This is a genomic window from Nocardia sp. NPDC004718, assembly GCF_053601535.1.
In genome coordinates, this window is the sequence record NZ_JBSGCA010000033.1 from 60,097 (window position 1) to 80,209 (window position 20,113).

Genomic DNA, 20,113 nt, shown 5'->3' on the forward strand with positions numbered 1-20,113 from the left:
GGCCGCAGCGAAGGCGGAGGTACGCAGAAATAGGCACTGCCGGACGTCGGTCCGTCCATAGCCCCGCGCATGGCCGCAGCGAAGGCGGAGGTACGCAGAAATAGGCACTGCCGGACGTCGGTCCGTCCATAGCCCCGCGCATGGCCGCAGCGAAGGCGGAGGTACGCAGAAATAGGCACTGCCGGACGTCGGTCCGTCCATAGCCCCGCGCATGGCCGGAGCGAAGGCGGAGGTACGCCTAGATCTTCAACTCGCCCGCGACTCGCTCCAGGCGGCTTTCGGTGTAGGAAGCGATCTGGTCCACCACGACGCGCACGCGGGCGGTGTCATCGGTGGCGGCGTTCCAGAACGGCAGCAGCAGCGGATCGAGTCTGCCGGGAGCGGTGGCCAGCAAGCGTTCGGCCACGGCGAGGATGCGTTCGCGCTGGGCGGCCTGCCGCAGCCGGTGTGCCGGGTCGGACATCACATAGCGCAACGCGACCGTCTTCAGCAGCGCCACCTCGGCGGCGACGATGCGCGGCACCTCCAGATCCGCGTTGTACCGGGACAGCGGCTGCGGACCGGACACCTCTTTGGTCGCCATGATCGCGGCGGTGGCGAAGCGGCCGACGAGCTCGCTGGTGAGGCGCTTCAGCGCGACCGAAGCGGTGAACGTGCCGTCGTATCCGGACGCAGCCGCGACCACCGGAAGTTCCGACAGCCGTTGCGCGGCGGCGATCAGCTCGTCGGCGGCCAGCGAGTGCTGGAACTGGCCGAGCGCGGCCAGCGCGTCCTGTTCGGCGGGGTCGGCCAGCGCGCGCAGATCGATCCGGCCCGCGAGGACGCCGTCCTCGACGTCGTGCACCGAGTAGGCGACGTCGTCGGACCAGTCCATGATCTGGCATTCGAGGCTGCGGCGCCGGTCCGGCGCACCCTTGCGGATCCACTCCAGGCGCTCGGCGTCGACCTCGTAGGCGCCGAATTTGGTGCCGGGACCGGTTCGCCCCCAGGGATATTTGAGCGCGGCGTCGAGTGCGGCGCGAGTGAGGTTGAGGCCCGCGCTGGCGCCGTCGGCCTCGAGCACCTTCGGTTCGAGGCGGGTGAGGATGCGCAGGTTCTGCGCGTTGCCTTCGAACCCGCCGAAGGCGTCGGCGAAGGTGTCGAGGGCTTTCTCGCCGTTGTGGCCGTAGGGCGGATGGCCGATGTCATGGGCCAGACCGGCCAGATCCACCAGGTCCGGATCACAGCCGAGGCCATCGGCGATGCTGCGGCCGATCTGGGCGACCTCCAGCGAATGGGTCAGCCGAGTGCGCGGGGTGTCCGCCTCTCGCGGACCCATGACCTGCGTTTTGTCCGCCAGTCTGCGCAGCGCCGCGGAGTGCAGCACGCGGGCCCGGTCGCGGGCGAATTCGGTCCGGTGGCCGGTCTCGAACTCACTGCGCGGCGGTCCGAGCCCCGCGGTCTTGGCGCCCTCGACGACGAGGCGTTCGGTGTCGTGATCGGTGTACCGGGCGCTCATCGAGCCTCACTGTCCCGCCGTGTAGGTGAAATCCGCCGAGAAGTGGGTGAGCTGGTACCACAGCAGGGCGCCGGTCTCCCTGGCGATGCCGTGCGCCTGGGATTCCCGCGTGTAGACGGCGGGACCGGTTCTGGTGGGGGCGGTCCACGCCGCCAGCCCCTCGTCGCGGGCCATGGTGCGGGTGCGCAGCGAATGCCAGGGATCGCTGACCAGCACCGCCGAGGACATGTCCCGCGCCCGCATCGCCGTGACCACCGCTTCGATGCTGCGCAGGGTGTCCGATCCGGTTTCCACGGCGAGGATCTTGTCGGCGGGCACGCCGCGCGCCTGCAAATAGTTCTTGCCCGAGGCGGCTTCGGTGAACAGATCGCCCTCCTGCTTGCCGCCCACGGTGATGACGCGCGGAGCGACACCCGCCCGGAACAGCTTGTACGCCTGATCGAGTCGCGCCTCGAACACCGAGGACGGCGTTCCGGAGTACTGCGCCGCGCCGAGCACGACGATCGCGTCGGCCTTCGTGTAGTCGTCGATGCGCGCGACCTGCCACACCCGGAAGGCGGTCCCGCCGACCAGGAGCGCGCCCATCACGACGGAGCCGACGACGAGCCGCCGGGTCCAGCGCAGCAACCCGGCGCCGAAGCCCTGTGGGCGGGCAGGTTCGGGCGCCGGGACGGCTCGGGTGCGCATCGTTGGCGAATTCACTCCCCAAGTCTGCCAAAAGCCGCGCAGGCCCCGGACCGGTTACCGTCAGGGGCGGTTACCAGCCGCGGTCTCGCCAGGCCGGAAGGCTGGGACGCTCGGCGCCGAGGGTGGTGTCGTCGCCGTGGCCAGGGTAGACGACGGTGTCGTCGGGGTAGCGGTCGAAGAGCTTGGCCGAGACGTCGGTGAACAGCGAGCCGAAGTCCTCCGGGGAGGTGGTGCGCCCGACGCCGCCGGGAAACAGCGAGTCCCCGGTGAACAGGTGGGTGCGTCCCGCCCCGTCGGTGAGCGCGAGGGTGATCGACCCCGGCGTGTGGCCGCGCAGGTGGATGACCTCGAAGACCAGATCGCCGATGGTGACGGTGTCGCCCTCGGCGAGCAGCCGATCGGGGCGGACCGGCAGCGGGTCGGCGTCGAGCGGGTGCGCCGCGGTGGGAGCGCCGGTGGCCGCGGTGGTCTCCCGCAGCGCCAGCCAGTGGTCGCGGTGTTGATGGGTGGTGACGATCAGCTGGACCTGCCCGGGCGCCTCCTGCTCGACGAGGGCCGCGATGCGGGGCGCCTCGTTGGCGGCGTCGATGAGCAGGGCCGCGCCGGTGCCGGTGCACTGCACCAGGTAACAGTTGTTGTCCATGCCGCCGACGGACATCTTGACGATGCGGGCGCCGGGGACGTCGCGCTGCTGCGGATTCGAATCCGGTGAGACGTGGCCGCTGTACGGGCGATCGATGGTGATCACGAAATGATGCTAGCGAGCTAGATTCGTGCCATGTCACTGCCGTCGCGGATCCGCTTCGTCCGCTTGCTCGCGATCAGCGTCCTCCTGGCCGCGACCGCCCTGCTTGGCGCTCCGACGATCGCGGCGGAACCGCCGCTACGGATGACCACCTATGTGGAGAATCCGGCCGGTGCGCTCGACCAAGGTCAGCGCGACCGGGTGCGCGGTGCGGTGGACCAGCTCTACGCCGATCAGCAGCTGCGGCTGTGGGTGGTGTACGTGCGCGGCTTCGACGGGATGCAGCCGCGGGACTGGGCCAGGCGCACCGCCTCGCTATCCGGGTTCGGCCAACGCGACCTGCTGCTCGCGGTCGCCACCGAGGATCGCGCGTATTGGCTGGAGGGCGAAGTGCCCGGCGAGATCAGCGATTCCGAACTCGACGACATCCTGATCGGCCGCGTCGAGCCGGCCCTGCGCGACGGACGCTGGGCCGACGCGGGGGTCGCGACCGCCGACGGACTGGACGCGGCCATGCGCGGCGGCGGGGTGAACGTCCGCGCTCTGCTCGTCATCGGCCTGCTGGTGATTCTGGTGGCGGGCGGCCTCGTCTGGTACGCGCGCAGACGACGTCGTGAACGGTTCGATGCCGAGCTGGCGGCGGCACGGCAATTGGATCCGGAGAACGCGAGCGCGCTGGCCGAACTGCCGTTGGAAGCGCTGCAGACCCGCTCTCGGGAGACGCTGGTGGAGATCGACAACGCGATTCGCACCAGCGGCGAGGAACTCGAGCTCGCCACCGGCGAGTTCGGCGCCACCGCAACCACGCCCTTCCGCACCGCCCTCGACAAGGCGAAAACCGCTGCCGCGGCGGCGTTCGCGATCCGGCAGCGCCTGGACGACGCGATCCCGGAGACCCCCGACGAACAGCGCTCGCTGCTGGTCGAGCTGATCGGCAAGGTGGGGCGCGCCGATCGGGAACTGGACGCGCAGGTCACGGAATTCGACGCGATGCGCGATCTGCTGCTCAACGCCTCGGTTCGGCTGGACGCCCTCACCAGGGACGTCGTCGACGTGACCGCCCGGATTCCCGGCTCGGAAACCGAGCTGAGCCGGCTCGCCGCCACCCATCCGGCGAGTGTGCTCGCGCCGATCGAGGACAACGTGCGGATGGCACGCGAGCGCCTGGCGTTCGCGGAGCAGAACGTCGACGCGGGACGTTCCGCGCTCACCGAGCCGGTCGGCGAGCAAGGCGGCGCGGTCGCCGCCATTCGTTCCGCCGAGGCCGCGATCGGGCAGGCTCGCTCCCTGCTCGACGCGGTCGACAACGCGTCGAGCGCCATCCAGCAGGCCGGCGACGGCCTGCCGGGTGTGCTGGACGAGTTGCGCCGCGACCTCGCCTCCGCCGCCGAGCTCGCCGACTACGGCGGGCCGGAACTGGCCGACGCCCGCACCGCGGCGCAGTCCGCTCTCGAGCAGGCGACGGCCACGGGCGACATCGATCCGCTGAGCGCCTTCCACGACGCGGTCACCGCCGACGCGGATCTGGACCGCGCCGTCGCGGGGGCCACCGACCGCAAACTCGCCGCCGAGGACCTGCGCCGCAGGCTCGATCGAGCGCTCACGGACGCCCGCGCCCGGATCGGTGCGGCCGCCGATTACATCGGCACCCGGCGCGGCGGCATCGACGCCGAAGCGCGCACCCGCCTGTCGGAAGCACAGCGCAACCTCGATGAGGCGCAGCGGTCGAGCGCGAACGATCCCGCCGACGCACTGCTGCGCGCGCAGGCGGCGGCGGATCTGGCCGGGCGCGCGCTCCGAGCGGCGCAGGCCAGCGTGCGGGCATGGGAGGCGGACCGGGCGCCCTCCGGCAGCGCCCAGACCGGGGCGGTGCTCGGCGGCATTTTGCTCGAAGGACTGCTGCGCGGGGCGGCGGGCGGCGCTCGGCACTCCGGGGGCGGCTGGAGCCCCGGCTCGTACGGTGGTTCCTCCGGTTCCCGGCGGATCGGCCGTGGCGGCAGATTCTGACACCGCGTGCGGCGATGGACCGGGATTCAGCGGCCCCCTGCCGCCGATAAGGCGGTCAGCTCGGCCCGCACCGCCTCGGGGAGGCCGTCGGCGTGTGCGCCGCCGCCGAGCACACCGACGGTCAGCTCCTGCGCGAAGGTGTACACCAGATAGGTGACCGCGGCCGACGCGCCCGCAGACGGGCGAGGATGCGCCGAGACGTAGACGATCTCGTAGTCGGTGAGCTCGAGCGTGGCAGGTGTGCGGAACACCGGGACGACGCCGGTATTGGTTACCGCGATATGTCCGGCCAGCGAATGAATCCTGGTGGCACCGTAGTATTCCGGGAAGTGCAGCACGGACTGCTGCACGACGCCCTCGGACAGGTCGCGCGTCAGCCGATCCGAAATGCGCTGGGCCAGTTCGACCGGGCTGGCGGCCGGGTCCACCTCGGCCGCGAAGGAAGCCAGCCCGGCCATGTTGGTACCCGCCGAGGCGGCGACCGGCGGCTCCAGCCTGTTGCGCAGGTCGACCGGATACAAGCAGCCCAGAGTTTTTGCGCCGCCGCCTGTCTCACGAGCGTACGCGCGCAGCAGTGCGGCGGTGAGCAAACCGTTCACCGTCACACCGGTCTTGCGTGCGAGATCGGTGATCTGCGCTGTAGCCGCCCGGTTGAGCCGCACGCGTACCGGACGGGCGAGCGTACTCGGCGCGGGTTTCGCGTCATCGGACGGCACGTTCCGAGCCTCCGGCGGAAGCGGCTCGGTCACCTCCTCGAATCCGGACTTCCCGGCGGCGGTGATGCCCCGTTCCGCCGCATACCACTCCAAAGATTGCGGGAGCGCTTGTGGTGCAACGTTTATCGGCCGACCTTCGAGAACGCCGGTATAGAAATCCCATAGTCGGGACAGCAGTTCCACACAGTAGCCCGCGTCGGCGACGCTGTGGTGAGCGAACAGCGTGACACGCCACTCGTTCGCACCCGAGCCCACGACGTCCAGATAGGCCAGCTGGACCGCCGGATCCATCGCGGGAACGCCGATCGCCGCCAGGTCGCCCTCGCGCACGGAAACCGGGATCCATGCCGTCTCGTCCGCGCCGAACAGATATCCCAGTCCCGCAGCGTCTTCCACGATTCTGCAGCCGATCACCGGATACGCGCGCCGTAAGGTCGCGAATGCCTCCCGCAGCGCCGTCACATCGAGCGCTCCCCGTACCGACACCGACCGGCCCGTGTAGGTGCCATGCCGAACGAACCGCTGCTCCGACGGCGCCAGCACGCGAATCGGAGCTTCCTCATCCCACAACACACGGCAAGGGTGCGGCACTACCGGCACGGTTGCAAACCGACCGGGCGGATGCGGAAGACTGCCGGTATGAGTCTCGCGGCGCGTCTGGAGCAGATCGGCCTTCCCGCGGTGGAGGAACAACTCGCCCATCCCACCGTGCTCGGTATCGCCGAGGGCACCCTGCCCGAACCGGTCTTCCGGTCCTGGCTGGAGCAGGACTACCTGTTCCTGCTCGACTACGTCCGGGTGTTCGCCCGCCTCGCATGGCAAGCTCCGGCAGCCTATCTCGGCGACCTGGTCGACCTCGCGCACGCCACCTACCACGAGGAGCTGTCGCTGCACCGCTCGCTGGCCGCCGAGTTCGGCGCGGACCTCGACGGCGCGGTCAAAGGCGCTCCGTGCACCGCGTACACGGCGTTTCTGCTGGATTCCGCCGCGTCCTACGGCGAAGGTCTCGCCGCGCTCTACCCCTGCATGTGGGGATACTCCACGCTCGGCGCCCGGCTCGCCCAGCACCCGCCCGCCGAACCGCGCTACCGCCGCTGGGTGGACACCTACGCCGATCCCGGATTCGCCGCCCTCACTCGCCGCTGCGCGCAGATGATCGACGAGTCCGGGGTCGATCCGGTGCGGGCGGAAGAGCTGTTCCGCGAAGGGCTCCGGCACGAGCTGGCGTTCTGGGACGTTCCGCTCCGACCCTGATCCCCGGACGGATTCCTCGGTCCGCCGATGACTCCTACCGGGCGGCTCCGTCTACCCGTACAGAGCACTGTCCCGGCATCGAGGAGACCCTTATGAACCGCCCCACCGTCGCGTCACGCGAGGAATGGCTGGCCGCGCGTATCAGCTTGCTGGCCGAGGAGAAGGCGATCACCCATCGCATGGACGAGCTGGCGGCGAAACGCCGCGCCCTGCCGATGGTCGCGATCGACAAGGAATACGTCTTCGAAGGTCCGACGGGCCGCACGACCCTGCCCGAACTGTTCGACGGGCGCCGCCAGCTCATCGTCTACCACATGATGTGGCGCTGGGATCTGGACGCGGGCTGTCCGAGCTGCGCGATGCTGCTCGACAACGTCGGCCACCTGGCCCACCTGAACGCGCAGGACACCACCTTCGCGGCCGTGTCACGCGGTCCGTGGGAGACGCTCGACCGGTACCGCGAGCGCATGGGCTGGACCTTCCCGATGTACTCGTCGTTCGACAGCGACTTCAACTACGACTTCCATGTCACCCAGGACGAATCCCGCGTACCGGTGGAATACAACTACCGAAGCAAGGCCGAGCTGGAGGCACGCGGCCACAGCTATCACGGAGAAGGTGAGCAGCCCGGCACCAGCGTCTTCTGGCGTGACGACGACGGCGCGGTGTTCCACACCTACTCGTCCTACGGCCGTGGCGGCGACATCCTCATCGGCACCCACCAGTACCTCGATCTCACGCCGTTGGGAAGGCAGAAGCACGTCGGCGAAGCGCTGCACCACGACAGTTACGGCAAGGCGGAATCCCATTGCCACTGACGACCACTCCGCCCCATCGGCCGAGTGGACCTAGGCTGACACGGTGAGTCAGGAGCACATGCGGGCGTCCGACGCCGATCGCGAGAAGATCATCGACCGGCTGCGCCTCGCGATGAACGAGGGCAGGCTGTCGCTCGCCGAATTCGATGATCGGCTGCAACAGGTATACGCCGCCAAGACCTACGGCGAGCTGACGCCGTTGCTGTCCGACCTTCCCGCGCAACGGGACTCGCAGCCCGCGCGCGCCAAGGGCATTCCGCAGTGGATCACGATCATGTGGACGCCGTGGGTGTTCGTGAACGCGCTGTGTGTGGCGATCTACCTGGCCACCGGCGCGGGTGACTTCTGGCCGTTCTGGGTCGCGGTGCCGTGGGGTCTCGCGCTGCTCATCCCGACCACGATCGGCATCGTCACCCGCAAGAACAGCTGAACGACAGCGGCCCGTGGCCCATCGACCACGGGGCGCCGCGTCGTAGCTCAGGCGCCGATCAGGTGCTGGGCCAGGTAGCCCTCGACCTTGTCCAGCGCGATGCGCTCCTGGGTCATCGTGTCGCGTTCGCGGATGGTCACCGCCTGGTCGTCGAGCGTCTCGAAGTCGACCGTGATGCAGAACGGCGTGCCGATCTCGTCCTGGCGGCGGTAGCGGCGGCCGATGGCGCCCGCGTCGTCGAACTCGACGTTCCAGTGCTTGCGCAGCTGCGTGGCCAGGTCTTTCGCCTTCGGCGTGAGATCGGCGTTGCGCGACAGCGGCAGCACCGCCGCCTTCACCGGCGCGAGGCGGCGGTCCAGGCGCAGCACCGTGCGGGTGTCAACGCCGCCCTTGGCGTTGGGCGCCTCGTCCTCGGCGTAGGCGTCAACCAGGAAGGCCATCAGCGAGCGGGTGAGGCCTGCCGCCGGCTCGATGACGTACGGGATGTAGCGCTCGTTGGTGGTCTGGTCGAAGAAGCTCAGCTCGGTGCCGGAGTGCTCGGAGTGCGTCTTCAGGTCGAAGTCGGTGCGGTTGGCGATGCCCTCCAGCTCACCCCACTCGTTGCCCTGGAAGCCGAAGCGGTACTCGATGTCGGTGGTGCCCGCGGAGTAGTGCGAGAGCTTGTCCTTCGGGTGCACGAACAGCCGCAGGTTCTCCGCGTCGATGCCGAGGTCGGTGTACCAGGAGAACCGCGTCTCTATCCAGTACTTGTACCACTCCTCGTCCTCGCCCGGCTTGACGAAGTACTCCATCTCCATCTGCTCGAACTCGCGGGTGCGGAAGATGAAGTTGCCCGGGGTGATCTCGTTGCGGAAGCTCTTGCCGATCTGCGCGATGCCGAACGGCGGCTTCTTGCGCGCGGTCGTCATCACGTTGGCGAAGTTCACGAAGATGCCCTGGGCGGTCTCCGGGCGCAGGTAGTGCAGGCCCTCCTCGGACTCGATCGGGCCGAGGTAGGTCTTGAGCATCATGTTGAAGTCGCGCGGCTCGGTCCAGCGGCCGACGGTGCCGCAGTTCGGGCAGGCGATGAGCTCCATCGAGACCGTATCGGGGTCGTCGATCTTGTTCTTCAGCGCGTACGCCTCCTGCAGGTGGTCCTGCCGGAAGCGGTGGTGGCAGTTGAGGCACTCGACCAGCGGGTCGTTGAACACGCCCACGTGACCGGAGGCGACCCATACCTGACGGGGCAGGATCACCGAAGAGTCGAGACCGACGACGTCCTCGCGGGCGGTGATCATGGCGCGCCACCACTGCTTCTTGATGTTCTCCTTGAGCTCGACGCCCAGCGGCCCGTAATCCCACGCCGACTTGGTGCCTCCGTAGATCTCACCGCACGGGTACACCAGACCCCGGCGCTTGGCGAGGTTGGCAACGGTGTCCACCTTCGACTTGGGTGCCACGCGAGAATTCTCCATCCACTGCGAGTCGGAATTTGCCTTGCATGAACACAATAGTTTTGTGTCATAGCCGCGATTGCGCCCAGCCTATCGGCAGCGTCCGCGGCGGTTTCAACCGCACGGTTCGGCGCGCCCGTTTGACATGCGCACCTGTGCATACGCAAACTGGTAATGCTTTCCATTAAGGAGTTGGTGACATGACCGCCGAGACCGCCGCGGCACCGCCGCACAACCCGTATCGGGCGCCGGGCCCGGCGCCGGTACCCCCGCGAACCGTGCTGGAGGACGCGGGTGAGCTGTTGCGGGCGCTGGCCGCGCCGGTTCGGATTGCTATCGTGCTGCAGTTGCGCGAATCGCCGCGGTGTGTGCACGAACTGGTCGACGCGCTCGGTGTCACGCAACCCCTGGTCAGTCAGCATCTGCGTATCCTCAAGGCCGCCGGTGTCGTGCACGGTGAGCGTTCGGGTCGCGAGGTGCTCTACGAACTCGTCGACGACCATCTGGCGCACATCGTCGTCGACGCCGTCGCGCACGCCGAGGAAGGGTGATTCGTGCCAGACAACACGGCCGTTCCGCAGAAACCGGTCGGCATCCGCAGCACCAGGCAGCGCAGCGCCATCGCCGCGCTGCTCGGTGACATCGATGAGTTCCGCTCCGCCCAGGACCTGCACGACGAGCTGCGCAAACGCGGCGAGGGCATCGGGCTGACCACGGTCTACCGGACGCTGCAGTCGCTGGCCGACGCGGGCATGGTCGATGTGCTGCGCACCGACTCCGGCGAGTCGGTATACCGCCAGTGCTCCACCGGCCATCATCACCACCTGGTCTGCAGGCATTGCGGCCGCACCGTGGAGGTGGAGGGCCCGACGGTGGAGGCGTGGGCCGAGGCGATCGCGGGCGAACACGGCTTCACCGAGATCAGCCACACCCTCGAGGTGTTCGGCACCTGCACGGCATGCGGGACGGCGCGCCGACGCGACCGGTGATCACACCGATTCCCGGCGTGTCGGGTTAACGCGACTGCGGCCAGCGGAGATTCACCGGCGAGATCCTCGGAAACCGGGCCGATCCGGGCTCGATACGAAGGATCCGCCATCTGCTGGGGAGGCAGCGTGTCAACGATCACCGACTCATCCGTACGCCCGGTGCGCCGCCGGGCCGTGACCGTCGCCGGGGCCGCGCTCGTCGTAGCCTCGGCGCTGTTGCTTTCGGCGTGCCAGGACGAGGACGGCACTCCGGTGGCGGTCCCGTCGACCACCGCCGCCGGAGTGGCCGCGGAGCCGGGCGCGGCGAACGGGCAGTCCACCGTCCGCACAGTCGGCAAGACCGGCTGGTACGACGGATTCGACATCACTGTGGACAAGGCGACCGTGGTGCCGGACGAATACGGCGGCGCGAAGGTGCGCGTCGACATCACCTACAAGAACACCACGCTCGACAACCACACGCTGAGCATCACGCCGTCGCTGCTGGTCGGCAGAGAGGTGGACGGCGGCGCGATCTTCGACAGCCCGACAGTGCCCGGCAACGGCTCCGCCACCGGCACCGCGACCACGTCGTTCAAGTCGGCCAAGGACGCCGAGCACCTCATCGACACGATGACCGTCGTGTACGGCGCGGCCGCCGACAACCAGACCAAGATTCCGCTCGCCGCGGCGGGCAAGGTGGACAGTATCCAACCGAAGACGCTGGCCGTCACCGGCACCCTCGTGCAGGACCAGACGACCATTCAGGTCACCGGCGGCCGGATCAGCCCGAGCTACACCAAGGACGAGAACGGCAAATCCGATCTCGCACTGCGCATCAAGCTCGTCGGCGGGCCCGGCATCGCCGCGGGCGGCACGAACATCTACTACGACTACTTCACCGTCCGGACCCCTGACGGCCAGACCGTGGCCGCCGACATCCGGGGCCCGATCAACGAGTTGCTCAACGCGAACGAGACCATCGACAACCCGAAGAACTACGTGGTCTTCGTGGTGCCCTCCCCTGGCACCGGCCCCTACACCGTGACGTACAACGCCCAGAAGCAAGAGGGCGCAGCCACCGCGCCCACCCTGTCGTTCACGGTGGGCTGAGCCGACCGCCCGGAGCCGTGGCGCAACACGAGGACGAGAACGGCTGCGGCCGAGGGGCACAGCACTGACAGCGGGCCGCCCTCCCGCGAGGGCGGCCCGCCGCGGTGACGGATTCAGCCGACCGGGATCGCGTTCCGGTCCGCAGCATGCGCCTCGGCCGGACGACCGCGCACCGCGGCCACAGCGAGCAGCGCGAGCGCGACCGCACTCCAGATCAGCAGTACCAGTAGCGGTCCGCTCGCGCCGATGCCGCCGAAGAACGCGACCGAGCGCAGCAGCGACGCGGCGGCGCCGGGCGGCAGCCACTGGCCGACGGTGCCCCACGGCTGCGGCACCAGCTCCGGCGCCGACGTAGCCGCGGAGAACGGGTTGCCGACCAGCAGCATGGTGAGCGCGGCGATGCCGATGCCTGCTCGCCCGAGCACGGCGCCGAGCCCGACCACCGCGCCCGCGACCGCGAACGACACCAGCCCGCCGACCGCCGCGAGCACCGGATACGACCCGGGCACCACCGACAGCCAGCCATGGATGATCGCCATGCCGAGCAGTCCGCCCGCGACGCCGAAGGTGACCAGTCCGAGCACTTTGCCGCCGATCGACGGGACCAGCAATGCCAGGAGCACACCCGCCGCGATGCCGGACATCACCAGCGGCAACACCATCGCGCCGAAGGCCGCGCCCCGTGGATCGTCGGAGTCGGCCGCCACCACGTCCTCGACGGCAACGGCGGGCGCGCCGGAGAGCTGCTGCCCGATCTGGGTGAGTTGCTGTGCGACAACGGCACTCGCGCCGGAGGCGACCAGCATGCGCGGCGGCCCGTCGCCGGTGACGATCGCCCCGTAGACCTCCCGGTTCCGAATGGCGGCGCGGGCGGCGGCCTCGTCCGCGGGCGTGCTGATCTCGAAGGCGCCCGGACTGTGCTCGGCGAGAGTGCCGGTGATCATCGCCGCCTGCGGACCGGTGACGGCCAGCGGCAGGTCACGGGGCGCGATGTGCGCGGCGGGCCAGGCGAACGCTACCAGCATCAGCGCTTGGAGCAGGGTGGCGCCGAGGCCGAGAGCGAACGCCCGCTGCATGGTGTTCATGGCCTTCTCCCTGAAAATCGAATGCTCGTTCTTTTTAGTTGCGCCTACCGTCGCACGAGGCCAAGCGGTTGTCAAGAACGGATATTCGTTTTATTTTGGGCCCATGCCCCGAGTCAGTGAAGAACACCTCGAACGCCGCAGGCAGCAGATCATGGACGCCGCACGGCGCTGCTTCGCCCGCAAGGGGTTCTACGAGACCTCCATGCAAGACGTGTTCGCGGAATCGGGCCTCTCGGCCGGTGCGGTCTACCGCTACTTCAAGAGCAAGGACGAACTGATCACCGCACTCGCCACGGAGACGACGGCGGCCTTGCGCATCGCCATGGACGAGGCGATACGCCGCGATCCGCTGCCCACGCCCGCCGAACTGATCACCATGATCGCCGAGGAGGTGGTGCGGCGCAGCGGGCCCGACGGGCCGGTCCGACTGGCGCCGCAAGCCTGGGCACTGGCCCTGGTACATCCCGGGGCGGCGGTGATGGTCCGCGAGACGATGCTCGCGATGCGCGCGCTCTGGGTGACCTACGCCGAACACATGCGTGACAAAGGCTGGCTACCCGAAGACGCCGATGTCGACGCCGTGGCCAAGGCGATCATCGGACTGCTGCCGGGATTCATCCTCCAGCACCTCATCCTCGGCGATCTCGACCCGCAAACGCTGGCGCTCGGCGTGCGCACCCTGCTCCCCTACGGCGAGCCCGCGCGTCCGGCAGTCGGCTGACCCGCCCGTCAGAGCCAGCCGAGACGTTCGGCCGCGCGCACCGCTTCCGCGCGCGTGCTCGTGCCGGTCTTGCCGATCGCCGACGAAAGGTGGTTGCGCACCGTGCCTTCCGACAGGTGCAACCGCTTGGCGATGGCGCTCGCGGGCGCGCCGTCGGCCGCCGCGACCAGCACCTCGCGTTCTCGCGCGGTCAGCGGGGAGGTGCCCGCCGTCAACGTTTCCGCGGCCAGGCCCGGGTCGATCACCCGCAACCCCATCTGTACGCGCCGCACGGCGTCGGCCAATTCCCTGGCCGGAGTGTCCTTGACGACGAAACCGCTCGCGCCTGCGTCGATCGCGCGGCGCAGATAACCGGGCCTGCCGAAGGTGGTGACCATCAGAATCCGCACGTCCGGGTGGGCGGCGTGCAGTTTCCCGGCCACCGTGATGCCGTCCATCCCGGGCATCTCGACGTCCAGCAGCACCACGTCGGGGCAGGTCCGCTCGACCGCGTCGAGCACCTCGTCGCCACGCCCGACCTCGCCGACCACCTCCAGGTCGTGCTCCAGCCCGAGCAGCGCGGCCAGTGCGCCGCGCACCAAAGCCTGGTCGTCCGCCAGCAACAGCCGGATCATGGCACCCGCTTCCTATTCCGGGATCGTGGCGCGAATGCGCACGCCCCCGCCCTCCGGCGTCGACAGCGTCAGTGTTCCACCCGCGGCGCGCACGCGCTCCCGCAGCCCGGCCAGCCCCGAGCCGGACGCGCTGTCGGCGGGGAGGCCGCGACCGTCGTCGACCACCTCGATGGACGTCGCGGTGACGGTCACGGTGCAGCGGCGCGCGGCGCTGTGCCGGATCACGTTGGTGACCGCTTCGCGCAGCACCCAACCCAGCAGTTCGCCCGACGGTGTGTCCGGCAGGCTCGCCGGCTCCGGCAGTTCCGCGTCGATGCTCGCGGCGGCCAGGGCGGTCCGCGCGTTGGCCAGCTCGCCGCGCAACGACACCTCCCGCAGGCCTCCGACGGTCTCCCGCACACCGGCCAGCGCTTCGCGCGCGAGCCGTTCGATATCGGCCAGTTCGGTCCGCGCACGGTTCGCGTCGACGTCGAGCAATCGTTGGGCGAGTTCGGTTTTCACGGTGATGACGGTGAGCGAATGGCCGAGGATGTCGTGCACGTCACGGGCTACGCGATTGCGTTCCTCGATGATCTCCAGTTCCGCGCGCTGCCTGCGAGCCAGCTCGGCGAGCCGGTCGCCGCGCACCCCGAGCTGTCTCGCCACCCACACGACCACGGGAACGAACGCGAGGTAGAACGGCGTCCCGCCCAGATGCCACGACGGCACCGCGAACGGGGCCACCAGCATGATCGTCATGATCACGACCACGACGACGGCCGAAGTGCGCAGCGGAAGCACGAACACGGCGACCACCGCGACATAGAGCGCCGTGGGCAGACCGTCCCCGCCGAGCAGCGCCCCCATCGTCACGGACAAAGCCGCCATCGCGGCCAGCAGCAGCCAGGCCCTGCGGTCGACCGGTAAGTCGTCGGGCGCGCCGTCCTTGGCGTACCTGCGGAACGCGACGAACGCGACGACGATCAGCGCCGCGAACGTGAGCACGCAGGCGATGGCGGCCACCGCCTGTGCGGGCTCACCCTCGGCCCAGCTCCGCCTGATCGGTCCGATCAGATAGGCCAGCCAGACCAGCGACATGACAGCGCCGAACCAGCCCCTGCGCCGTCCATCGGGACCGAACGACTGCCAGCCGAGCATCCCGTCCACCAGACCGGCGGACCTTCTCGGCCGCGCGGCGCCCGCTGTCTTCACGTCCATGCGCCACCTCGCTGTGGCCGGGCGGGACGGAGGCGGCGGCGGTACACGGCTCGCCGGTCGTGGTCGATCATGGGAGGCGACGCTACCGGCACCGGTTCGCCCGGGATCGCGCATACGTCGCGGCTATGAGCTCCTCCGGACCGCACGCACTGTCCGCCGACGCCACGGAACGCCGTCCGACCGCACCGGCCGCGCGCGGCGGAACCGGCCGTCCGGGTGGACGAGCGGTAGCCCGACCGGCGTTCAGCGTGCGGTGTCACGCCGGAACAACGTGGCCCCACCGAACACGAAGACCGCCGACCAGACCACGATATCGACCACCGCTCCGACGACCGACCCGCCGCCGGTGTCGCCGAACGGCAGCCGGGCCAGCGTGGCTACGCCATTGGTGGGGATCACCTTCGACACGGTGGCGAACCAGCCGTGCAGCGGCATGAACAGTCCGCCCGCGAACGACAGCGCCGCCAGCACCGGACCGAGCAGTTGCATCACGTTCTCCGACGGCAGCAGATAGCCGACGAACAGGCCGAAGGCCGCGAACACGAGCGAGCCGACCCACGCGAGCAGGAAGCACTCCACCCACGCGGCGGGCGTCAGGTGGGCGCCCAGCGCCGCGCCGACCGCGAACACCGCGGCCACCGAGATCAGCCCCAGCATCATCGCGACCACGGCCTTGACCGCGATGTACGCCACCGGCCGCAGCGGTGTGAGCCGCAGCTGGCGGCTCCATCCCTGCGCACGCTCGACGGCGACCATCGCGCCGCCGCTGGTGGCGGCCAGCATCGCGCCGTACACCGCGATCGACACCATGACATAGCCGGTCACGTTGCCCGAGCCGTAGGACTGGGTCCGGTAATCGGATTGCAGTCCGAAGATGACGAAGAACAGCGGCGGCATGATCAGCGTGAAGATCAGGGTCCGCCGGTTGCGCAGCATGCGGCGCAGTTCCAGGCGCAGGAAGCCGAGGTTGAAGCCGCCGAGCGTGGGGGCGACGGACCGGGAGACGAGTGTGGTCATGTCAGTGATCTCCGGCCGTGGTCAGCGCGAGAAAGGCGTTTTCCAGGTTGTGCGCGGTGATCTCCAGATCGACCGCGGCGGTGTGGTTCAGCAGAAATCGAGCGACGGCGTCGGAGTCCTTGGCACGCACCAGGATTCGATCACCACGCAACTCGACGTCGTCGACGCCGGGGATCACGAGCAGCCGGGCGGGGTCCGCGCCGGGCAGCGTCGCGGCGACGGTACGGCCCGCGGCCAGGTTCTTGATCTCGGCCGCGCTGTCGTCGGCGATGACCCGGCCCGCGCGCACCAGCACGATGCGGTCGGCGTAGGCGTCGGCCTCGTCCAGATAGTGCGTGGCGAACAGGACGGTGCGGCCGCGCCGCGAATCCTCCCGCATCGCGTTCCAGAACTCCCGGCGCCCTTCGACGTCCATGCCGGTGGTGGGCTCGTCGAGCACGATCAGCTCCGGGTCCGGCAACAACGCCAGCGCGAACCGGAGTCGCTGGCGCTGGCCGCCGGAGCACTTGCCCACCATGCGATCGGCGATCCCCGCGATGCCCGCGCGGGCGAGCACCTCCTCGACGGGGCGCGGACTCGCGTGCAGCGTGGCCACCAGCCGCACCGTCTCCACGACTGTGAGGTCCGGCAGCAGGCCACCGGATTGCAGCACCGCGGCGACGCGGCCTGCGGAGACGGCTCGCTCCGGCGCCGTGCCGAAGACCGAGACGGTGCCCGAATCCGGACGCGCCAAGCCGAGCAGCAGGTCGATGGTGGTGGATTTGCCCGCGCCGTTCGGACCGAGGAAGGCGACGATCTCCCCCGGCTCGATCACCAGGTCGAGCCCGTCGACGGCGTGCACCACGCCGGCCGGGGTGCGGAAACTCTTGCGCAGGTCGCGCAGCGCGACGGCGGGCGCGGGCCGCGTCCGGCTCTGGACCGCGGTGGTCGTTGCTGAACTCATGCCTCTACGGTCGCGGGAAACCCGCCCCCGAACCTCGCACGGCTGTCACGACTTCGGCATGACAGATGTCATGCCCTCAGGGCAGCAGACCCTGCCTGGCGCGGCTCGCGTTGGACAGCACGAGCAGCAGCATGGTGGTGAGCGCCTTGTCGTCCAGCCCCGCGGCGGGGAAGGTGTAGCGCAGGATGACGTCGGCGAGCTTGCCGTGGCCGATCACGGTGAGTGAACCGAACTGCAGCGCGTTGTTGCGTTCGGCGACCCGCTTGTGCAGCTGCGGTTTCAGCTGGCGATCCCAGGCCAGCACGCAGGTGAGGCTCAGCACGTCCAAGCCCGGCGCCAGATTCACCGCGCGCAGCGACGACAAGGCGCCCTCGTACTCGAAGCCGAGTGACCCTTCGGCATCGACGCGCACGTCGATGCCGTAACTCGACAGGCAGGCCCCGGCCCGTGCCTGCAGTTCCCGGTCCGGGGTCACCGCCGCGTCCATGTCCGCGCCCCCGCTCACTTCGTGCCACCGAAACGGCGGTCCCGCGCGGCGTACTGGAGGCATGCCTCCCACAGGTTGCGGCGATCGAAATCGGGGAAAAGCGTGTCCTGGTAGACGAATTCGGCGTAGGCGGACTGCCAGATGAGGAAATTCGAGCTGCGGAACTCGCCCGATGGGCGCAGGAACAGGTCCACGTCCGGCATATCGGGTTCATCGAGGTATTTCGCCACCGTCGCCTCGGTGACCTTCTCCGGGTCGATCTCGCCCGCCGCCACCCGGCGCGCGATCTCCCTTGCCGCGTCGGCGATCTCGGCGCGGCCGCCGTAGTTGACGCACATGGTCAACGTCATCACCGTGTTGTCCTTGGTGAGTTCCTGGGCGACCTCCAGTTCCTTGATCACGCTGCGCCACAGGCGTGGTCGCCGCCCCGCCCAGCGCACCCGGACGCCCATCTCGTTCATCTCGTCGCGGCGCCTGCGGATCACGTCACGGTTGAAGCCCATGAGGAAGCGCACCTCCTCGGGGCTGCGCCGCCAGTTCTCGGTGGAGAACGCGTACGCCGACAACCATTTGACGCCGATCTCGATGCAGCCCTCCACGGTGTCCATCAGCACCGCCTCGCCACGCTCGTGCCCGGCGGTGCGCGGCAATCCGCGCTCCTGGGCCCAGCGCCCGTTGCCGTCCATGACGAGCGCGACATGGTTGGGTACCAGCTCCGGCGGCAGCTGCGGCGGCCGAGCTCCCGACGGATGCGGCGTGGGCGGACGCACGGCGCCCGCGGGCTCGGGGTCGGTCGCGGTGGCGGAGTCTCGGCGGAGGATCACGGCCTCTATCCTGCCTGATCGCCCGCGCCGCCCCCACTGCCCCGTTGCTTCCTCACGAATTCCACGGTTCCGACCGGCACCGGTGACTTATTCTTTCCATATCGTGATACTGGGGAGGGGTTTCTCGAACGTGACCGATTTACCAGGGACCGGAACCGCGGCGGGTTTCCGTGCCACTCGTGAGTTGCTCGGCCTCCCGGTCCCGTGGTGCGCGCGGTTCTTCGCGGTCGCGGAACGCACCGTCGAGCGGTGGGAGAAAGGGGCCTTCCAGATCCCCGACATCGTGGCCCGCGAACTCGCCGCCATCGCGGACGAGACCGAACAGGTGGTCGAGGCCATGGTCGACGCCATCGACGCCGGGGAGATCTCCCCCCGCCTGCACACCTACCGGACCAACGACGACTACTCCAAGCATGAGCCGGACACCCGCTACCCGGCTACCTGGCATCGTGCCGTGTGCGCCCGCGTCATGAACGAGTTGCCGCAGGTAGAGCTCCAATTCGTGGAGTAGGCGGCTGCCTCGCCTTCGCTCGGCCCGGCGCGGACCAAGGAACGGACTCCGCCCGACAGCGCCCCCTCCTGCGGCTGCCTCGCCTCCACTCAACCCCGTGCGGACCGAGGAACGGACTCCGCCCGACAGCGCCCTCCCCTGCGGCTGCCTCGCCACCACTCAACCCCGCGCGGCTACCTGCGGAGTTCGCGCGGCTGTGTCCTTGGATCGCTCGATCAACGGCAGGGTGCGCAGCTGACGTTCCAGATGCCACTGCAAGTGCGCCGCGACCAGCCCGCTGGCCTGCCTGCGCACCGCCTCGGGCGTCGCCTCGACCTGCTCCCACTCCCCGCGCAACAACGCCACCAGCAGATCGAGCACCCCGGGGGCGGGCGTCGCCGCACCCGGTGGACGGCAATGCACGCACACCGCGCCTCCGGCCGCGACATGGAAGGCCCGATGCGGGCCCGGTGTCGCGCACTTGGCGCATTCGTCCAATGCGGGCGCCCAGCCCGCGAAACCCATGGCGCGCAACAAGAATGCGTCCAGGATCAGTTCGTGCGGGCGCTGTTTGGCCGCGATGGCGCGCAGGGCGCTCGCGGTGAGCGCGTGCAGCCGGGGCGCGGGCGCACGCTCCTCGCCCGCCAAGCGTTCAGCGGTCTCCAGAACGGCGCACGCGGTGGTGTAGCGCCCGTAGTCATCGATGATATCGGCGGCGAAAGCCTCCATCGTGTGCACCTGGGTAACGGTGTCCAACGTGCGCCCGGGGTGCAGCTGCACGTCGATGTAGGAAAACGGCTCCAACCGGGCCCCGAACCTCGACTTGGTCCGCCGCACCCCCTTGGCGACCGCGCGAACCAGTCCGTGCTGTCGCGTGAGCAGCGTGACGATGCGATCCGCCTCGCCCAGCTTGTGCTGGCGAACCACTACCGCCTCGTCCCGATACAGCCGCACGAGTGGAGTCTAATGCTGTGTTTGTTTTTCCAGCGCCTGCGGCGCTGGGTGTTCGCGGCCCGGCTCGCGTGTGCGCGACCGCCGCTTGCTCCTTCGTCGCCTACGCGACGGC

General features: G+C 69.4%; 22 protein-coding genes. 9 read left to right on the forward strand and 13 right to left on the reverse strand.

All coding sequences use genetic code 11. From position 1 onward, the window contains the following. Positions 1 to 238: 238 nt before the first annotated feature. The 3 genes from ACWEH3_RS23890 to ACWEH3_RS23900 form a co-directional block, all read right to left on the reverse strand. The gene (locus ACWEH3_RS23890; protein WP_450015257.1) at positions 239 to 1,498 is read right to left on the reverse strand and encodes a deoxyguanosinetriphosphate triphosphohydrolase; all 1,260 of its coding nucleotides are present in this window, start codon (positions 1,496 to 1,498) and stop codon (positions 239 to 241) included. Between the two features lie 6 nt (positions 1,499 to 1,504). Next, positions 1,505 to 2,185 carry a YdcF family protein gene (locus ACWEH3_RS23895; RefSeq protein WP_450015273.1) on the reverse strand — a complete coding sequence of 227 codons (681 nt, stop codon included), beginning with the start codon at positions 2,183 to 2,185 and terminating at the stop codon, positions 1,505 to 1,507. 70 nt (positions 2,186 to 2,255) lie between these two features. Further along, on the reverse strand, positions 2,256 to 2,933 hold the full coding sequence (locus ACWEH3_RS23900; RefSeq protein ID WP_364427421.1) for an MBL fold metallo-hydrolase: 678 nt from the start codon (positions 2,931 to 2,933) through the stop codon (positions 2,256 to 2,258). A 30-nt stretch (positions 2,934 to 2,963) separates the two neighbouring features. On the opposite strand from ACWEH3_RS23900, the gene ACWEH3_RS23905 reads away from it, so the two are divergent. After that, positions 2,964 to 4,937 (forward strand): TPM domain-containing protein, encoded by a 1,974-nt coding sequence (locus tag ACWEH3_RS23905; protein ID WP_450015258.1) that lies wholly within the window; start codon positions 2,964 to 2,966, stop codon positions 4,935 to 4,937. 26 nt (positions 4,938 to 4,963) lie between these two features. Here ACWEH3_RS23905 and ACWEH3_RS23910 read toward each other — a convergent pair whose 3' ends face one another. Continuing rightward, positions 4,964 to 6,226: a phthiocerol/phthiodiolone dimycocerosyl transferase family protein gene (locus ACWEH3_RS23910; RefSeq protein ID WP_450015259.1), complete on the reverse strand. Its 1,263-nt coding sequence runs from the start codon at positions 6,224 to 6,226 to the stop codon at positions 4,964 to 4,966. Between the two features lie 66 nt (positions 6,227 to 6,292). Between ACWEH3_RS23910 and ACWEH3_RS23915 the strand changes: the two genes are divergently transcribed. From ACWEH3_RS23915 to ACWEH3_RS23925, 3 genes are all read left to right on the forward strand, one after another. Beyond that, entirely contained in the window at positions 6,293 to 6,907 is a 615-nt protein-coding gene (locus ACWEH3_RS23915; RefSeq protein WP_450015260.1) for a TenA family protein, read from the forward strand. 92 nt (positions 6,908 to 6,999) lie between these two features. Continuing rightward, a complete protein-coding gene (locus ACWEH3_RS23920) occupies positions 7,000 to 7,725 on the forward strand; it encodes a DUF899 domain-containing protein (RefSeq protein ID WP_450015261.1) in 726 nt (241 codons plus the stop codon). 43 nt (positions 7,726 to 7,768) lie between these two features. After that, positions 7,769 to 8,155, forward strand: coding sequence for a DUF1707 domain-containing protein (locus tag ACWEH3_RS23925; RefSeq protein ID WP_450015262.1), 387 nt, complete (start codon positions 7,769 to 7,771; stop codon positions 8,153 to 8,155). Positions 8,156 to 8,202: 47 nt separating this feature from the next. Here ACWEH3_RS23925 and ACWEH3_RS23930 read toward each other — a convergent pair whose 3' ends face one another. Then, positions 8,203 to 9,594, reverse strand: coding sequence for a glycine--tRNA ligase (locus tag ACWEH3_RS23930; RefSeq protein ID WP_450015263.1), 1,392 nt, complete (start codon positions 9,592 to 9,594; stop codon positions 8,203 to 8,205). Between the two features lie 194 nt (positions 9,595 to 9,788). On the opposite strand from ACWEH3_RS23930, the gene ACWEH3_RS23935 reads away from it, so the two are divergent. The 3 genes from ACWEH3_RS23935 (at position 9,789) to ACWEH3_RS23945 (ending at position 11,669) form a co-directional block, all read left to right on the forward strand. After that, positions 9,789 to 10,139, forward strand: a complete 351-nt coding sequence (locus tag ACWEH3_RS23935) for an ArsR/SmtB family transcription factor (RefSeq protein WP_067801183.1) — start codon at positions 9,789 to 9,791, stop codon at positions 10,137 to 10,139. A 3-nt stretch (positions 10,140 to 10,142) separates the two neighbouring features. After that, positions 10,143 to 10,577, forward strand: coding sequence for a Fur family transcriptional regulator (locus ACWEH3_RS23940; protein WP_450015264.1), 435 nt, complete (start codon positions 10,143 to 10,145; stop codon positions 10,575 to 10,577). Between the two features lie 126 nt (positions 10,578 to 10,703). Beyond that, a complete protein-coding gene (locus ACWEH3_RS23945; protein WP_450015265.1) occupies positions 10,704 to 11,669 on the forward strand; it encodes a hypothetical protein in 966 nt (321 codons plus the stop codon). Between the two features lie 113 nt (positions 11,670 to 11,782). On the opposite strand, the gene ACWEH3_RS23950 is transcribed toward ACWEH3_RS23945, so the two are convergent. After that, a complete protein-coding gene (locus tag ACWEH3_RS23950; RefSeq protein WP_450026467.1) occupies positions 11,783 to 12,754 on the reverse strand; it encodes a hypothetical protein in 972 nt (323 codons plus the stop codon). Between the two features lie 103 nt (positions 12,755 to 12,857). Here ACWEH3_RS23950 and ACWEH3_RS23955 point away from each other — a divergent pair, with 103 nt between their 5' ends. Then, a complete protein-coding gene (locus ACWEH3_RS23955) occupies positions 12,858 to 13,475 on the forward strand; it encodes a TetR/AcrR family transcriptional regulator (RefSeq protein WP_450026465.1) in 618 nt (205 codons plus the stop codon). 8 nt (positions 13,476 to 13,483) lie between these two features. Here ACWEH3_RS23955 and ACWEH3_RS23960 read toward each other — a convergent pair whose 3' ends face one another. The 6 genes from ACWEH3_RS23960 to ACWEH3_RS23985 all read right to left on the reverse strand — a co-directional run bounded on the left by ACWEH3_RS23960 (position 13,484) and on the right by ACWEH3_RS23985 (position 18,557). Further along, the gene (locus ACWEH3_RS23960; RefSeq protein ID WP_450026463.1) at positions 13,484 to 14,089 is read right to left on the reverse strand and encodes a response regulator; all 606 of its coding nucleotides are present in this window, start codon (positions 14,087 to 14,089) and stop codon (positions 13,484 to 13,486) included. 12 nt (positions 14,090 to 14,101) lie between these two features. Continuing rightward, entirely contained in the window at positions 14,102 to 15,286 is a 1,185-nt protein-coding gene (locus ACWEH3_RS23965) for a sensor histidine kinase (RefSeq protein ID WP_450026461.1), read from the reverse strand. A 243-nt stretch (positions 15,287 to 15,529) separates the two neighbouring features. Next, positions 15,530 to 16,303 carry an ABC transporter permease gene (locus ACWEH3_RS23970; protein ID WP_450026459.1) on the reverse strand — a complete coding sequence of 258 codons (774 nt, stop codon included), beginning with the start codon at positions 16,301 to 16,303 and terminating at the stop codon, positions 15,530 to 15,532. Between the two features lies 1 nt (position 16,304). After that, on the reverse strand, positions 16,305 to 17,246 hold the full coding sequence (locus ACWEH3_RS23975) for an ABC transporter ATP-binding protein (RefSeq protein ID WP_450026457.1): 942 nt from the start codon (positions 17,244 to 17,246) through the stop codon (positions 16,305 to 16,307). A gap of 76 nt (positions 17,247 to 17,322) precedes the next feature. After that, the gene (locus tag ACWEH3_RS23980) at positions 17,323 to 17,733 is read right to left on the reverse strand and encodes a YbjN domain-containing protein (protein WP_355072967.1); all 411 of its coding nucleotides are present in this window, start codon (positions 17,731 to 17,733) and stop codon (positions 17,323 to 17,325) included. 14 nt (positions 17,734 to 17,747) lie between these two features. Further along, the gene (locus tag ACWEH3_RS23985) at positions 17,748 to 18,557 is read right to left on the reverse strand and encodes an isoprenyl transferase (protein WP_450026455.1); all 810 of its coding nucleotides are present in this window, start codon (positions 18,555 to 18,557) and stop codon (positions 17,748 to 17,750) included. A 130-nt stretch (positions 18,558 to 18,687) separates the two neighbouring features. On the opposite strand from ACWEH3_RS23985, the gene ACWEH3_RS23990 reads away from it, so the two are divergent. After that, on the forward strand, positions 18,688 to 19,068 hold the full coding sequence (locus ACWEH3_RS23990; RefSeq protein WP_355072476.1) for an Aca2/YdiL-like domain-containing protein: 381 nt from the start codon (positions 18,688 to 18,690) through the stop codon (positions 19,066 to 19,068). A gap of 159 nt (positions 19,069 to 19,227) precedes the next feature. On the opposite strand, the gene recO is transcribed toward ACWEH3_RS23990, so the two are convergent. Beyond that, positions 19,228 to 20,001 (reverse strand): DNA repair protein RecO, encoded by a 774-nt coding sequence (gene recO, locus ACWEH3_RS23995; RefSeq protein ID WP_450026453.1) that lies wholly within the window; start codon positions 19,999 to 20,001, stop codon positions 19,228 to 19,230. Between the last annotated feature and the right edge of the window lie 112 nt (positions 20,002 to 20,113).

Bases quoted from the DNA above. Each gene is read 5' to 3' on its own strand.
- ACWEH3_RS23890 (WP_450015257.1), bottom strand. From the start codon at position 1,498: ATGAGCGCCCGGTACACCGATCACGACACCGAACGCCTCGTCGTCGAG.
- ACWEH3_RS23895 (WP_450015273.1), bottom strand. From the start codon at position 2,185: ATGCGCACCCGAGCCGTCCCGGCGCCCGAACCTGCCCGCCCACAGGGC.
- ACWEH3_RS23905 (WP_450015258.1), top strand. From the start codon at position 2,964: ATGTCACTGCCGTCGCGGATCCGCTTCGTCCGCTTGCTCGCGATCAGC.
- ACWEH3_RS23915 (WP_450015260.1), top strand. From the start codon at position 6,293: ATGAGTCTCGCGGCGCGTCTGGAGCAGATCGGCCTTCCCGCGGTGGAG.
- ACWEH3_RS23920 (WP_450015261.1), top strand. From the start codon at position 7,000: ATGAACCGCCCCACCGTCGCGTCACGCGAGGAATGGCTGGCCGCGCGT.
- ACWEH3_RS23935 (WP_067801183.1), top strand. From the start codon at position 9,789: ATGACCGCCGAGACCGCCGCGGCACCGCCGCACAACCCGTATCGGGCG.
- ACWEH3_RS23950 (WP_450026467.1), bottom strand. From the start codon at position 12,754: ATGAACACCATGCAGCGGGCGTTCGCTCTCGGCCTCGGCGCCACCCTG.
- ACWEH3_RS23955 (WP_450026465.1), top strand. From the start codon at position 12,858: ATGCCCCGAGTCAGTGAAGAACACCTCGAACGCCGCAGGCAGCAGATC.
- ACWEH3_RS23960 (WP_450026463.1), bottom strand. From the start codon at position 14,089: ATGATCCGGCTGTTGCTGGCGGACGACCAGGCTTTGGTGCGCGGCGCA.
- ACWEH3_RS23965 (WP_450026461.1), bottom strand. From the start codon at position 15,286: ATGGACGTGAAGACAGCGGGCGCCGCGCGGCCGAGAAGGTCCGCCGGT.
- ACWEH3_RS23970 (WP_450026459.1), bottom strand. From the start codon at position 16,303: ATGACCACACTCGTCTCCCGGTCCGTCGCCCCCACGCTCGGCGGCTTC.
- ACWEH3_RS23975 (WP_450026457.1), bottom strand. From the start codon at position 17,246: ATGAGTTCAGCAACGACCACCGCGGTCCAGAGCCGGACGCGGCCCGCG.
- ACWEH3_RS23980 (WP_355072967.1), bottom strand. From the start codon at position 17,733: ATGGACGCGGCGGTGACCCCGGACCGGGAACTGCAGGCACGGGCCGGG.